The sequence below is a fragment of the Streptomyces sp. CMB-StM0423 genome (assembly GCF_002847285.1).
Taxonomy (GTDB): domain Bacteria; phylum Actinomycetota; class Actinomycetes; order Streptomycetales; family Streptomycetaceae; genus Streptomyces.
In genome coordinates this window covers 4,966,358-4,979,682 of the sequence record NZ_CP025407.1, presented here as the reverse complement: position 1 = coordinate 4,979,682, position 13,325 = coordinate 4,966,358, and the positions used below count along the sequence as shown (strand labels likewise).

At 71.3% G+C, this 13,325-nt stretch carries 12 protein-coding genes and 1 pseudogene; 5 read left to right on the top strand and 8 right to left on the bottom strand.

Going from position 1 to position 13,325, the window contains the following annotated elements; translation table 11 throughout:
* Window positions 1-91: 91 nt before the first annotated feature.
* Window positions 92-256: pseudogene (locus CXR04_RS36510) on the bottom strand (DUF1062 domain-containing protein); the annotation flags it as partial.
* 417 nt (window positions 257-673) lie between these two features.
* Between CXR04_RS36510 and CXR04_RS21750 the strand changes: the two are divergent.
* Window positions 674-1,576 carry a GNAT family N-acetyltransferase gene (locus tag CXR04_RS21750; RefSeq protein WP_101423995.1) on the top strand — a complete coding sequence of 301 codons (903 nt, stop codon included), beginning with the start codon at window positions 674-676 and terminating at the stop codon, window positions 1,574-1,576.
* A gap of 66 nt (window positions 1,577-1,642) precedes the next feature.
* Here the strand turns inward: CXR04_RS21750 and CXR04_RS21745 are convergent, their stop codons facing one another.
* The 3 genes from CXR04_RS21745 to CXR04_RS21735 form a co-directional block, all read right to left on the bottom strand.
* Window positions 1,643-2,152, bottom strand: coding sequence for a DinB family protein (locus CXR04_RS21745; RefSeq protein ID WP_101423994.1), 510 nt, complete (start codon window positions 2,150-2,152; stop codon window positions 1,643-1,645).
* Window positions 2,153-2,240: 88 nt separating this feature from the next.
* Window positions 2,241-3,380, bottom strand: a complete 1,140-nt coding sequence (locus tag CXR04_RS21740; RefSeq protein ID WP_234380394.1) for a serine hydrolase domain-containing protein — start codon at window positions 3,378-3,380, stop codon at window positions 2,241-2,243.
* Window positions 3,381-3,470: 90 nt separating this feature from the next.
* Window positions 3,471-4,061, bottom strand: coding sequence for a hypothetical protein (locus CXR04_RS21735; protein ID WP_101423993.1), 591 nt, complete (start codon window positions 4,059-4,061; stop codon window positions 3,471-3,473).
* 140 nt (window positions 4,062-4,201) lie between these two features.
* Here CXR04_RS21735 and CXR04_RS21730 point away from each other — a divergent pair, with 140 nt between their 5' ends.
* Complete coding sequence (locus CXR04_RS21730) at window positions 4,202-5,482, top strand: glycosyltransferase family 4 protein (protein WP_101423992.1); 1,281 nt, start codon at window positions 4,202-4,204, stop codon at window positions 5,480-5,482.
* Here the strand turns inward: CXR04_RS21730 and CXR04_RS21725 are convergent.
* On the bottom strand, window positions 5,445-5,696 hold the full coding sequence (locus CXR04_RS21725; RefSeq protein ID WP_101423991.1) for a DUF397 domain-containing protein: 252 nt from the start codon (window positions 5,694-5,696) through the stop codon (window positions 5,445-5,447). The genes CXR04_RS21730 and CXR04_RS21725 overlap by 38 nt on opposite strands.
* Window positions 5,693-6,529 (bottom strand): helix-turn-helix domain-containing protein, encoded by an 837-nt coding sequence (locus tag CXR04_RS21720; protein WP_199850505.1) that lies wholly within the window; start codon window positions 6,527-6,529, stop codon window positions 5,693-5,695. Before CXR04_RS21720 ends, CXR04_RS21725 begins: the two co-directional genes overlap by 4 nt.
* A gap of 180 nt (window positions 6,530-6,709) precedes the next feature.
* On the opposite strand from CXR04_RS21720, the gene CXR04_RS21715 reads away from it, so the two are divergent.
* Window positions 6,710-7,093, top strand: coding sequence for an ATP-binding protein (locus CXR04_RS21715; RefSeq protein ID WP_234380393.1), 384 nt, complete (start codon window positions 6,710-6,712; stop codon window positions 7,091-7,093).
* 1,080 nt (window positions 7,094-8,173) lie between these two features.
* Here the strand turns inward: CXR04_RS21715 and CXR04_RS21710 are convergent.
* The gene (locus tag CXR04_RS21710) at window positions 8,174-9,445 is read right to left on the bottom strand and encodes an MFS transporter (protein ID WP_101426516.1); all 1,272 of its coding nucleotides are present in this window, start codon (window positions 9,443-9,445) and stop codon (window positions 8,174-8,176) included.
* A gap of 172 nt (window positions 9,446-9,617) precedes the next feature.
* On the opposite strand from CXR04_RS21710, the gene CXR04_RS21705 reads away from it, so the two are divergent.
* On the top strand, window positions 9,618-10,664 hold the full coding sequence (locus CXR04_RS21705; RefSeq protein ID WP_101423988.1) for a GlxA family transcriptional regulator: 1,047 nt from the start codon (window positions 9,618-9,620) through the stop codon (window positions 10,662-10,664).
* A gap of 106 nt (window positions 10,665-10,770) precedes the next feature.
* Here the strand turns inward: CXR04_RS21705 and CXR04_RS21700 are convergent, their stop codons facing one another.
* Complete coding sequence (locus tag CXR04_RS21700) at window positions 10,771-12,396, bottom strand: MFS transporter (RefSeq protein ID WP_101423987.1); 1,626 nt, start codon at window positions 12,394-12,396, stop codon at window positions 10,771-10,773.
* A 189-nt stretch (window positions 12,397-12,585) separates the two neighbouring features.
* On the opposite strand from CXR04_RS21700, the gene CXR04_RS21695 reads away from it, so the two are divergent.
* A complete protein-coding gene (locus tag CXR04_RS21695) occupies window positions 12,586-13,185 on the top strand; it encodes an XRE family transcriptional regulator (protein ID WP_199850504.1) in 600 nt (199 codons plus the stop codon).
* Window positions 13,186-13,325 lie beyond the last annotated feature (140 nt).

The following is a 13,325-nucleotide window of genomic DNA, read 5'->3' as shown; positions in this document are numbered from 1 at the left end:
CACTCCGACCCCGCGGTCGATGAGGCTGTGGCCGGGCCGGGGCCCGGGGCCGCGCGACTGAACCCGCGCACGCCGGTTCCCGCGGGCGGGGTCAGCGTTTGAGGGTGAAGGTGAAGTCGCCGGTCTGTCTGGTGTTGAGGCGGACCGCCGAGATGAGCCTCCCCTCGCCGATCAGGCGTTCCGCCTCGGCCCGCGTGAGGGCGCGGCCGTCGGCGATCAGCCGCACCGGGCGGACCGGGATACGGGCCGCGAAGCGGCAGGCAGGTGGGCATGACCAACCAGTCTGTGAGCACAGAAGTACACCGGTATCCGTGTGAGAGAACCGCAGCAAAAAGCAGCGCGACGGCGCCCGCACGAAGCGGCGCACGACGCGCGGCCAATCAGCGCCTGGGAGGTCTCACACGGTGTACAACGGCACGCCCTTGCCTCGGGGACTCGGTCCCGGCACCGTACGGGCGCGGGGCGGCGCCCTCAAGGGATTTCCGCGGGCCGTAAATCCGTGGACGGCTCCGCGGTCGATCATCTACGGTGTGGCGGCACGCCCTGAGACGGTCGGAAGGAGGCGAGTGCCGTGAAGTTCACCCTTACCCAGCGCTCCCCTCGTCCGCAGTCCGGCGTGGTTCATCAGTCCTGACCGGGAGCGCGCCGCAAAGCCGTTGTCCCGGAGGAATCCATGACCGGTCCGGTCATCATCCGTGCGCTCACCGAGAGCGACGCCCATCTCTTCGACGCCCTGCCCGACCCCCTCGGCGCCCGCGAAGGCCACCGCCGCACCACCTTCCGTACGGAGTGGAAGCGCGTCGCCCTGCGCGACGGCCGGGTCGTCGCCCGCGGTGCCTGGTGGGGCGGCCCCGACGACGCGGAGCCCCTCAGCATCAACTGGTTCGACGTGGCGGAAGGTGAGGAGGAAGCGGGAGTCCAGCTCCTGCGCTCCGTGCCCTGGCGGGTCGAACTCGAAATCAACCTGCCCGGCGACTGGCGCGGCGACCCCGCCCTGCGCGCCGCCGCCGACGTCCGCTTCACCGCCGCCCGCGCAGCCGGGTACGAACTCCTCGTCGAGCGGTTCCTCTACCGCTGGACTCCCGACCACGGCGTCCCCGAGCGCCCCGGCCGGCTGCGCTTCAGGGCCGAGCCCGACGACAGCGTGTTCTTCGACGCCCTGCGCCGTATCCACTCCGTCACCCTGGACGCCCACGCGCTCAAGGCGATCGAGGAAGGCGGCCTGGACCAGGCGGCCAGGGAAGAACTGGACTTCTTCCACTGGTGCCCCTCCCCGCGGGAGTGGTGGCAGACCGCGTACACGCCGGACGGCGAGCTGGCGGGCATCCACATCCCCGCCCACAACCCCTCGGGCCCGATCGTCGGCTTCATCGGCGTCGTCCCCGAACAGCGCGGCCACGGTTACTCCTACGACCTCCTCACGGAGTGCACCCACTTCCTCGTGGAGCGGGGCGCGGAGTTCATCAGCGCCGCGACGGACCGGGGGAACTTCCCCATGGCGGCGAACTTCGCGAAGGCCGGCTATCCGGTCGTGAGGGAGCGGATCAACTTCCACCCGGCCGACGTGAAGGCGTAGCACGAGAGGCGGGGGCCCGGCGGCGAGCCGGGCCCCTCGTCCTACGGCTTCCGGCGCCCGCGGGGTTCAGGCGCCCACGGTCCCGTCGATGCCCTCGCGCAGGAAGTCCGCGTGCCCGTTGTGCCGCCCGTACTCCAGGAGCACGTGCACCATCACCATCCGCAGCGACACCTCCTCGTCCCACCGCGGCTGGTACCCGGCCAGGTCCAGCGACTCCGCCTCCCGCTCGATCCGGCGCGACCGCTCGACCTCCGCCTCCCAGGCGCCGAACGCCTCGGCCCTGGTCGACCCGCTCGCGTCGTACGCCGCCTGGAAGTCGATCCGGTCGGACCAGACCATGGGCGCGTCGTGGTCCTCGAACACGCGCCGGAACCAGGCCCGTTCCACCTCCGCCATGTGCCGCACCAGACCGAGCAGCGAGAGCGTGGACGGCGGCATCGAATTCCGCCGCAGTTCCTCGTCGCTCAGCCCCTCGCACTTCATGGCGAGAGTGGCGCGGTGGTAGTCGAGAGAGGCCCGCAGCGTGTCGCGCTCGCTGCCCAGCCGCGGCGGTCCCACCCGGTTGTCGACGGTCACGTGCCGTACCCCTCAGTCGTGCATGCGGTTCGGGGCCAGTATCCCCTCTTGGCGCACGGCTGCCGGGGCTGTCTCTTTGACGGGTTGGTCAGGTGACCGGGTGCGCCTGCCCGGTCCCGGCCGCGGTGATGTCCGCCAGTCGCCGTGCGGTGTCGACGTGGGGAGTGAGGCGGGTCTTGGTCATGGCGAAGGACGTACCGGTGGCGGTGTCGGCATACACGTAGCTGCCGCCGCCACCGACCCAGCCGAACGTGGTGGGCGTCTCGTCCGGCCGGGTACCGATGCGGCCGAGCGGATAGCCCAGGGCCAGGCGCGCGTCGTTGCCGAAGACCTGGTCCGTGCCCTCGAAGGCGACCGCCGTCAACTCCGCGAGCTGGTCTGCGCCGATGAGCCGGCCGTCGAGGACCGCGGCGTTCATGGCGGCGATGCCCCGCGCGGTGAAGGTACCGACCGACGGGATGTCCGCTTGCAGGATCTCGTGGCTGTTGCCCATGGCCGCGGTCGGTTGCAGTTCCCACGGCGCGAGAACGGCATCGTCGTCGCCGTCGGGCCGGGCCACCGGTGGCGGGGAGGCGTCTTCGAGTCGCGCCAGCCGGGCCAGGTCGGTTCCGGGGACACCGAAGTACAGGTCACCGTCGATGCCCAGGGGTGCGGCGACCCACTCGTCCAGAAGCTGTCCCATGGGTTTGCCCGTGGCCCTGCGTGCGACCTCGCCGACGAGGAAGCCGTAGGTGAAGGAGTGGTACCCCGTCGCGGTCCCGGATGGCCACCGCGGTTCGGAGCCGGCGATCGCGGCGCAGACCCGCGACCAGTCGGCCAGGTCGGCGGGGCCGATGCTCCGGGGCATCGCCGGCACGCCGGCCGAGTGTGTCAGCACGTGCCGAAGAGTCGCGGTCCCCTTCCCGCGGGCACCGAACTCCGGCCACACGTCGGCCACCGGCGTGTCGTATCCGACGGCACCGGTCCTGACGAGCAGGTGAGCGATCAGCGACGTCATGACCTTGCCGGCGGAGAAGCTGAAGAACGGAGTCTCCGGGGTCACCCCGCGCCCGGTTTGGCTGTCGGCGACACCGGCGACGGCGTCGACGACGAGAGCACCCCGGTGGTGAACGGCGACCTGCAAGCCGGTTTCGGCGCCGGAATCGACGAGTTCGTCGAGGACGCCTTGGACCTGCTGCTGCAATGAGGGCACCATCGCCACCGGCTCGGCCCGGTCCTTGTCCAACACGTCACATCCTCGACCGAGGCATGCTCAGCCATGCCGGACCTCATCGAACCACGGCTGCACCTGAAGCACACCGGTCCGGGTGAACCCGGGCTACGCGGCGCGCGGCGGCTCCTGGGGCCGCTCCTCGGGAGCTTCCGCCTCACCGGGCCGCCGGGACCGACCGGGCTCGCCCGGCTTCCCGGTGGTGGAGACGGAGCGGAGGTGCGGCTGCGGCGCGGGTTCTTCCGCGGGCGGGGTGAGGGGGCGGCGCTGCTGCTTGCCCCAGACGCCCACGCCGACCAGCATCAGCGCGGCGCCGATCACGGCGTTCGCCGTCCCGACGTCCAGCCCCGTACCGTCGGTGTTGACCTTCAGCCCGCCGACCGCCTGGCTCTGCCGGAGCATCCACAGCGCCGTGATGAAGAGCACCAGCAGCGCGGCGAGGATGACGAGGCGGCGCGAGCGCGTCAAGGTCCCGTAGACGGCCACCAGCGCGGCGACCGCGAAAGGCAGGAAGATCGAGCCGAAGAGCTGCGCCCGGGTCCCCGAGATCCCGTCGAAGACGCTGCCCAGCCCGTAGAACCGACCGTCCCGGCCGTTGTACCAGGGCCGCCAGACACTCCAGACCACGCCCACCACACCGGCGAGGACGAGGACGGATCCGGCGATCCAGCGCTTGTTGCGCGCGGTGTTCTCCAGCATCTTCGTACTCCTCCGATGCCGTAGTCCCCCATCCGACGCTACGTCCCACGCGCCCCTCCCGCCACCGGAAGAACAGAAGGCGCGACTGCGGCGAACAACTAGAGTCCTGTTCGACTACTTCTGGGGGGCACGGACCACGCATGCGCATTTCGTTCCTGCTGCACAATACGTACGGAATCGGGGGAACCATCCGTACGACCTTCAACCTCGCCCAGGCCCTCGCGGAGCGCCACGACGTAGAACTCGTCTCCGTCTTCCGGCACCGCGACGAGCCGATGATGGAAGCCCCGCGGGGCATCCCCATCCGCACGCTCGTCGACCTGCGTCGAACGAGCCCGGACTACGCGGGCGACCTGCCGGACCACCGAAAACCCGCCCGCGTCTTCCCGCGCGGGGACGGCAGACACCAGCAGTACAGCAAGCTCACAGACGACCGCATCGGCGCCTACCTGCGCTCCGTGGACGCCGACGTCGTCGTCGGCACCCGCCCCGGGCTCAACGTCCACATCGCCCGCCAGACCCGCCGCGGCCCCGTCCGCGTCGCCCAGGAACACCTCACGCTCGACGGCCACGGCGGGCGCCTGCGTCGCGAACTCGGCATCCGCTACGGCCTCCTCGACGCGGTCACCACCGTCACCGAAGCCGACGCCCACGCCTACCGCACCCGCCTGCACCTCCCCGGCGTCCGCATCGAGGCCGTCCCCAACAGCGTGCCGACACCGGCCGTCGCCCCCTCCGACGGCACCGCGAAAGTCGTCGTCGCCGCCGGCCGACTGACCCGGGTGAAGCGCTACGACCTCCTGATCGACGCGTTCGCCAAGGTCGTCACCGCACGCCCCGACTGGACGTTACGGATCTACGGCAGCGGCGACCGAACGGGCAACGAGCGCGACGCCCTGCGGGCGCAGATCGCGGATCTCCGGCTCACGGAGCACGTCTTCCTGATGGGCAACGCGAAGTCCCTGGAGAGGGAGTGGGTCAAAAGCTCCATCGCGGTGGTGACATCGAGCAAGGAGTCGTTCGGCATGACGATCGTGGAAGCGATGCGCTGCGCGCTGCCGGTCGTCTCCACGGACTGCCCGCACGGGCCGGGCGAGATCATCGAGGACGGCGTGGACGGCCGCCTGGTACCGGTCGGCGACGCGAACGCCGTGGCGGACGCGCTCCTTGAGCTGATCCAGGACGACGACCTGCGCCGCCGCATGGGAGCCGCGGCCCTCATCGCCTCCGAACGCTTCGCCCCGTCCCGGATCGCCGCCCGCCACGAGGCGATCTTCACGGAGTTGACGGAACGGACCCACCCGCGCGGGATGCTCCGCGACCTGGGCCTACGCTCCCGCGCGACGGCCTACGGCAGCGCCTATACGGCACGGCACCTGGCCGCTACCGCCCTGCGCCGAGCCCGCGGGCGAAGTCGGTGAACGCCTGCCAGGCGTCGGCGGAGAAGGTGAGCACGGGGCCGTCGGGGTCCTTGGAGTCACGGACGTGAACGGCGGCGGGGGTGGCGGCCACCTCGACGCAGGCACCGCCCTCGCTGTCGCTGTAGGACGACTTGCGCCAGTCGAGGGCGACCTCGACGCAGGCACCGCCCTCCCCGTCGCTGTAGCTGCTCTTGAACCAAGCCAGCATGCTCATAGCTCTCCCAGGACCTTCTCGATGAAGTCGAGTGATTCGCGAGGCGTCAGCGCCTGCGCCCGGATGATGCCATACCGAACTTCGATCTCACGGACCGTTTTCCGGTCCATGATCAGTTGGCTGGTGCCCTGCACCTCCACGTAGGCAATCCTGCGCTGGTCCTCCGTCTCAATCAAGTGCAGCGGGCCCGCCAGACCCGCGTGCTCGTCACGGTCCGTCGGCATCACCTGGATCTCGACGTTCGGCCGTCGCCCGATCTCAAGTAGGTGTTCCAACTGGGCGCGAAGCACGTCCCTTCCGCCGACCGGTCGTCGCAGCACGGTCTCTTCCAGCACGAAGCTCAGCATCGGCGGAGGCTGGCGGTCGAAGATCGCCTGCCGGTCCAGTCGGGCGGCCACTCGCTGCTGGATGGTGTCCTCATGTACGGGTGGACGGCGGGCGGCCAAGACTGCTCGCGCGTACTCCTCCGTTTGAAGCAGACCGTTGATCACTTGCGAGTCGTACGCCTGCAGTTCCACAGCCTCCTTCTCCAGGGCCGCGAAGTCCTCGAAGAACGCGGGATACTTCGCCCGCGCCACCTCCTCCTTCATCACCTTCAGTAACCCGCCCGCCTCCAGCGCCACATCCACCTGGTCGATGTACTCAGGCCGCGGGATCCGCCTGCCCTGCTCCACCGCTGCCACCAGGTCGAAGCCGTAGCCGATCCGCTCGGCGAGTTGCCGCTGTGTGAGACCGAGTCGCTCCCGCAGGATCTTCTGCTGCCTGCCGAAGGTCTTGAGGATCCCCGTCCCCTCGGCCCTTACCGGTCGACTCGGACGCTGAGATTCCGCCATACTGAATCGTCTCCCCATTCGCGATACGTGTCCGGTACAGCACTCTCCGTAGGCCCTGTACGCCTGGCCAGGGTATTCGCCTCAGGGGCACCGTGGGGATCCATGAATCCCCCAACGATTGCACGAGAACCGGAACGCGCCCCAGGCGCACAACCAACCGCGCTCGCCCGGACGTTCGCGATGCAGTTCACGTCCAGCCGCCGTGGCGCCCGCCTCGCCCGTCTGCTTGCCGTTCAGCGGCTGGAGACGTGGGGCTTTCCCCGCAACGGGGAGGTGTCGCTGAGGCTAGAGACAGTGGTCGCGGAGTTGTGTGCGAACGCCGTGCTGCACGGGCGGGTGCCCGGGCGGGACTTCCACGTGGCGATGCGGCTCCGCGTCGACGGCGTGATCCGTATCGAGGTGGCCGACGCGCGGCGCGAGCGGGTGCCGGTGCGGGAGCGGCAGTACGGCGTGGAGGACGAACGCGGGCGGGGGTTGCTGCTCGTGGAGTCGATGGCGGACCGGTGGGGGGTGGCGGAGCGCAAGGCCGTAGGGAAGATCGTGTGGTGCGAGCTTGATACCTGACGCCCGCCCTACGCGGCCTTCACGATCGGGGGGTGGAGAAATTGGATCGTAACTCGCGGTAACACCCCCCGATCCGCGCCGAATCGGGCCCCAGCGCCGACTTTCGCCCCTCCAGACGCACCCACCCACCGGGCAGCCGCCAGATCCGCCCCCAGGCCACCCGGAATGCGTGCCACCGCCACAAAGTCGCCGCAACAGCAGCCAGAAACCCGGGCAAAACCCCCGCCCAGCCCGACTTTCGCCCCACTACCGCCACCCCACACACCCACACCCACCGCACACCCCCCGGCGGAACACCCCAACCAGGGCTAGCAGACAAGCCGGCGGGCCCCGACTCCGTATGCCACCGGCACAGAGGCCGTACTGGCCACCGGCACAGGGGGCGGCGGCCTAAGCCACCGACGCAGGAGCCGTGTTGGCCACCGGCGCAGGGAGCCAAGCGGGCCACCGGCGCCGGGGCCGTCCGCGCACGGGGCGGGCCCGTCTCCGGTGGGTCGGCCCCCGTCCACCGGACGACCGATCCGTAGGTGGCTTCAAGGGACGCCGCTCCCTCCGGGCCACCCGTAGCCGCCGGTCTTTCGGGCCGGAGTCCGCAGTCAAGGGTGGGGCGAAGCCCCATCGCGCAGCGACGTTCCCGCAGCGAAGCGGAGGGGACGCCCTTGACGGCGGACGCAGGCCCGCACACTCAACAGCGGGGTGGCCCGGTGGGAGCCCCAACGACACGGCTACTCCCCTCGCCGCTCCCCCGTACACCGGCTGACCCACGGAGCAGAGCCCGCCCGACGCCGTACCCCCGTACCCGCCCCCGCACAGACACCACGTACCAGCTCAACGCGCTACTGCCCCCGCGCTGTCACACCGACCGCATACCCTTGGGCGGGTGTGAGGGCACGACTGGGCCTGAGCACGGACAGTCCATGTAAGCCGAACAGTGCGCGCAAGCCGAACAGGCCCCGCAAGCCCCGGGTAGCCCGCTTGAGCCGCGCGGACAGCCCCACCCGGCAGGCAGCCCCACCCGCGCACGCAGCCACCCGAGCGGGCAACCGCCTGGACAGTCCCCCGGCGACGGTCCGGCATCTCCTACGCCGCCGCCCGTACCGGCGCGTCCTCGCGTCCTCGCCTCACCACCAGCGACATCATCGCCGCCAGCGCGCACAGCCCGCCCGACGCCATCCACACCATGTCGTACGAGCCCGTGACGTCGCGTGCCACGCCGCCGAGCCAGGCGACGAGGGCGGCGCCGATCTGGTGGGAGGCGAGGACCCAGCCGAAGACGATGGCGCTGTCGTCGTCGAAGTGCTCGCGGCAGAGCGCGAGGGTGGGCGGGACGGTGGCTACCCAGTCGAGGCCGTAGAAGACGATGAAGAAGATCATCGGCGGGTGGATCGAGGGGCCGAGGAGCAGCGGCAGGAACATGAGGCTGAGGCCGCGGAGGCCGTAGTAGACGGCGAGCAGGCGGCGGGCGTCGTAGCGGTCGGTGAGCCAGCCGCTGGCGATGGTGCCGATGATGTCGAAGATGCCGACGAGCGCGAGGAGCGAGGCGGCGGCGGTCATGGCCATGCCGTGGTCGTGGGCGGAGGGCACGAAGTGGGTGCGGATGATGCCGTTGGTGGACGCGCCGCAGATGGCGAACGCGCCGCAGAGGAGCCAGAACGTACCGCTGCGGGAGGCGTCGCGCAGGACGCGCAGTGCTCGGCCCGCCGCGCCGCGCTGGGGCGGGGGCTTGGGGACGAACTCGTCGGAGCCGTAGGGGGCGAGACCGACGTCGGCGGGGTGGTCGCGGAGGAGGAGCCAGACGAAGGGGATGGCGGCGGCGGAGACGAGGGCGACGGTGACGGTGGCCGGCCGCCAGCCGTGGGTTTCCACGACCCAGGACAGCAGAGGGAGGAAGACGAGCTGGCCGGAGGCGGTGGCGGCAGTGAGAAGGCCGGTGACGAGGCCCTTGTGCTTGACGAACCAGCGGTTGGTGACGGTGGCGGAGAAGGCGAGGGCCATGGAGCCGGTGCCGAGGCCGATGAGGAGGCCCCAGTAGAGGATCAGTTGCCAGCTCGCGGTCATCCAGTGGCTGAGCAGGGCGCCCGTCGCGATCATCAAGAGGGCGACCGCCACCACGCGGCGTATGCCGAAGCGGTCCATGAGGGCGGCGGCGAAGGGGGCGGTGACGCCGTACAACGTCAGGTTGACGGAGGCCGCGAGGCCGATGGTGCCGCGGGACCAGCCGAACTCGTCGTGCAGGGGGCCGATGAGCAGCCCGGGGAGGGCGACGAAGGCGGCTGCTGCGACGACGGTCACGAAGGTCACCGCGGCCACGAACCAGGCGCGGTGCACGCGCCACTTGGCAGGGCGCTTCACCGGCGCGGGAGCGCCGGTCCCGGTCCCGGTCCCGGTCCGGGTCTCGGTCTCGGCCTCGGTCTCGGTCTCGGTTCGTGCGGAGGGCGTCGATGGCTGCGTCACCTGTCGAGGATGGCCCGGCGAGTACGCACGAACGAGTGGCCCGAGGGCCAAGGTATGCAAGGATCGGGCCATGGCTGATACGCAGCGCCCCGCCGCCGTGCAGGAGGCGGTCTCGGTGACCGTGTTCCGGCATCCGGAGCGGCATCCCGTCGCGGTCTTCGTACGGCACGGGATGCTGCCGATCGAGCTGGGGATCGTGCACCGGCTCTTCGGGCGGGCCAGGAATGCCGCGGGGAATCCGCTGTACGAGGTCGTGACCTGCACGGTCACGCCGGGTGAGGTCCGTACGGACGCGGACGTGACGATCAACGTGCGGTACGGGCCGGAGGCGCTGGCCCAGGCCCGTACCGTGGTCGTGCCCGCGTCGCACGAGGCGGACGAGGCGTACACGCGCGGGCGGCTGCCGGCGGAGCTGGCGGGCGCGCTGGCGTACGTGCGGCCGGAGACGCGGCTGGCGTCGATCTGCACCGGGGCGTTCGTGCTCGCCTCCGCCGGGCTGCTCGACGGGCGGCCGGCGACGACGCACTGGGCGTCGGGGGACCGGTTCCGGGCGCTGTTCCCGAAGGTGCGGTTCGATCCCGACGTGCTGTACGTGGACGACGGCGACCTGCTGACGTCCGCGGGGGTGGCCTCCGGGGTCGACCTGTGCCTGCACATGATCCGGCACGACCACGGCTCCGCCGTGGCCAACGACGTGGCGCGGCGCACGGTCGTACCGCCGCACCGGGACGGCGGGCAGGCGCAGTTCGTGCGGCGGCCGGTGCCGGAGCCGGCGGTGTCGACGACGGCGAAGGCGCGGGCGTGGGCGCTGGCACGGCTGCACGAGCCGCTGGCGCTGCGGGACTTGGCGGCGTGCGAGTCGATGTCGGTGCGGACGTTCACGCGGCGGTTCCGGGACGAGGTGGGGATGAGCCCGGGGCAGTGGCTGACGGTGCAGCGGATGGAGCGGGCACGGCAGTTGCTGGAGGACACGGACCTGCCGGTGGACCGGATCGCGACGGACGCGGGCTTCGGCACGGCGGCGTCGCTGCGGCAGCACATGCAGACGGCGCTGGGCGTCTCACCGAGCGCGTACCGCCGCACCTTCCGCGCGGAGTCGGACGGCGCGGTCGCCTGAGGCGGGGGTGCCGCCTGGCGCGGGGCGGGCCGCCTGAGGCGGGGCGGGCCGCCTGAGGCGGGGCGGGCCGCCTGAGGCCGGCGTGTGCCGCGGTGCGCCGGACTCGTCAGCGGGTCGGCCGGACCTGGGGCGGCACCTCCCGCTCGTCGGTCCTCCGGGTTCCCGGGCCGGGGCGTGAGGCACCTCCGTGTCCGTCCTTCGGGCCGCGAAGAGCGAGGAAGGCGCACAGCACGCCCATGACGGCGACGCCTGCCCACATGGCCTGCTGCCAGCCCGCCACGAAGGACTGCTGCGCGGCGTGGATCAGGTCCTGGGAGTGCGTGCCGGTGCCGGGTGCTGCCTCGACGGCGTTGGCGATGCCTTCGCGTGCGGTTCCCGCTGCACCCCGGGGGATGCCGTCGAGCTTGTCGTCGATGGCGCCGCGGTAGCCGGCCGACAGCAGGGCGCCGAGCATGGCCACGCCGAGGGCGGTGCCGAACTCACGGGTGACGTCGTTGAGTGCCGAGGCGACTCCCTGCTCGGCGCGCGGCAGCGAGCCGGTGATGGCCTCGGTGGAGGGCGTCATCGACAGACCCATGCCGATGCCCATGGCCAGCATGCCGGCCAGGATGGACGGGTAGCCGCCCTCGACGGAGACGAAGAGCGCCATCAGGGCCAGGCCGAGGGCGCCCAGGGCGACGCCCAGGGTCATGGTGAGGCGGGCGCCGGCGCGTGCGGCCATCCGGGGGGCCAGGCCGGACGCCGTCATCATCGTGACGGCCATCGGCATCATCGCCACCGTGGACAGCAGCCCGGACCAGCCGAGGACGGCCTGGAAGAACGGGAAGAGGACCACGGCGATCCCCGCCTGGACCCCGAAGACGACGAGCAGCGTGAGGGAGCCGCCGGCCAGGCCGCGCTCACGGAACAGGCGCACATCCAGCAGCGAGGCGTCGCGGCGGCGCAGCTCCCAGGCCACGAATCCGGCGGCGGCGAGAACACCGACGGCCAGGCTGCCCACGGTCACCGGGGCGGTCCAGCCGCGCTCGGGGCCTTCCTGAAGCACGAAGATCAGACCGGCCACCGCGACGGCGGACAGCAATGCTCCCAAGGCGTCGAAGGAATGAGCCGAGTGCTCACGGGAGTTGGGCACCGACTTCGCGGTCATCGCCAGCGCTACGGCGGCCAGGACCACGGGCAGGGCGAACAGCCAGCGCCAGTCGGCGACATCGACCAGCAGCGCGGACAGGAACATGCCCAGGATGCCGCCGCCCCCGGCGATGCCGGTCCACACCCCGATCGCCTTGCCCCGCTGCTCCTCGGGGAACGTACTCGTAAGGACGGCAAGCGTGATCGGCATGATCATCGCGGCGCTCACACCGGCGGCGACCCGCGCGGCGATCATGATCCCGGCGGACGGAGCCAGCCCCGCGAGGACGCCGGCGGCGCCGAAGACGACCAGTCCGGTGATCAGCATGGGCTTACGGCCCAGCCGGTCACCGAGGGCACCGAGCGGCAGCAGCAGCGCGGCGAGGACGAGGGTGTAGACGTTGATGATCCACAGAATGGTGGGCTGTGAGGCGCCGAACTCGACGGCCATGTGGGTCTGGGCGACGTTCAGCCCGGACACCGAGGCGATGACGGCCATCAGCGCGAGGGAGACGGCGACCAGGATCGTGCGTAGCTGACGGGCGTCCGGAGGATTCGCGCCGTTCAGCGGTGCCGCCGCTGGGAGGTGCTGGTGGTGGCTCATGGCTTCCTTCCGACGAATCCGGGCGTACGGGAGCAGCGCCGGAGCAGGGCCCGTCGCCGAACTGATGGGGTGGCGGCTCGTCCGGCTCACCGCGCGGACTGCCGGGTACCGGCCGCGCGGCTCCCCACGCTCCGGACACCTGCACTCGACGCTAAGCCCGTCTTGCAGCACAGGCATACGATGTTGCCTATGACGCAAGAAGATGGGCGGCTGGACAGCCTCGTACGCAAACGGATCCGCGCCCTGCGGGTCGCCCAGGGCTGGTCCCTGGAGGAGCTGGCCACCCGCGCCAAGCTCAGCCAGTCCTCGCTCAGCCGCATCGAGAACGGCCGGCGCCGCCTTGCCCTGGACCAGCTCGTCACCCTCGCCCGCGCCCTGGACACCAGCCTGGACCAGCTCGTGGCGAACGCCGCCGACGATGTCGTCATCAGCCCGATGATCGACAGTACCCACGGCCTGATGCGCTGGCCGATGAAAGGCGAACCCGGCATGAGCGTGATGCGTCAGCGGATGACCGAACCGCCGCCCGGCAACCCGGCCCGCATGCGCGCCCACCCCGGCCGCGAATGGCTTGTGGTGCTGTCCGGCACCGCCGCCCTCATGCTCGGCGACCGCCGGTTCCGCATCGAGACCAACCAGGCCGCCGAATTTCCCACGATGATGCCGCACGCGATCGGGGCCGAGGGCGGGCCGTGCGAGATCATGGGCATCTTCGACCGCGACGCCCGCCGCGGCCACCAACGCGATGCCGCGGAGGGCGACGGCTCCGGCGAGGCTCAGACGCCCTGACGGTGCCGTCGGCCGGCGAGGGCGGGTGCGGGGAAATGAGGGAACGGGCGGTACTCGGCTACGGCGTCGCGCCGGCCGACTGGGGCGCGTTCGCGTCTGCTCCCGCTGCCTGAGCCGCGTTCGCGTCTGCGGCGGCCGGC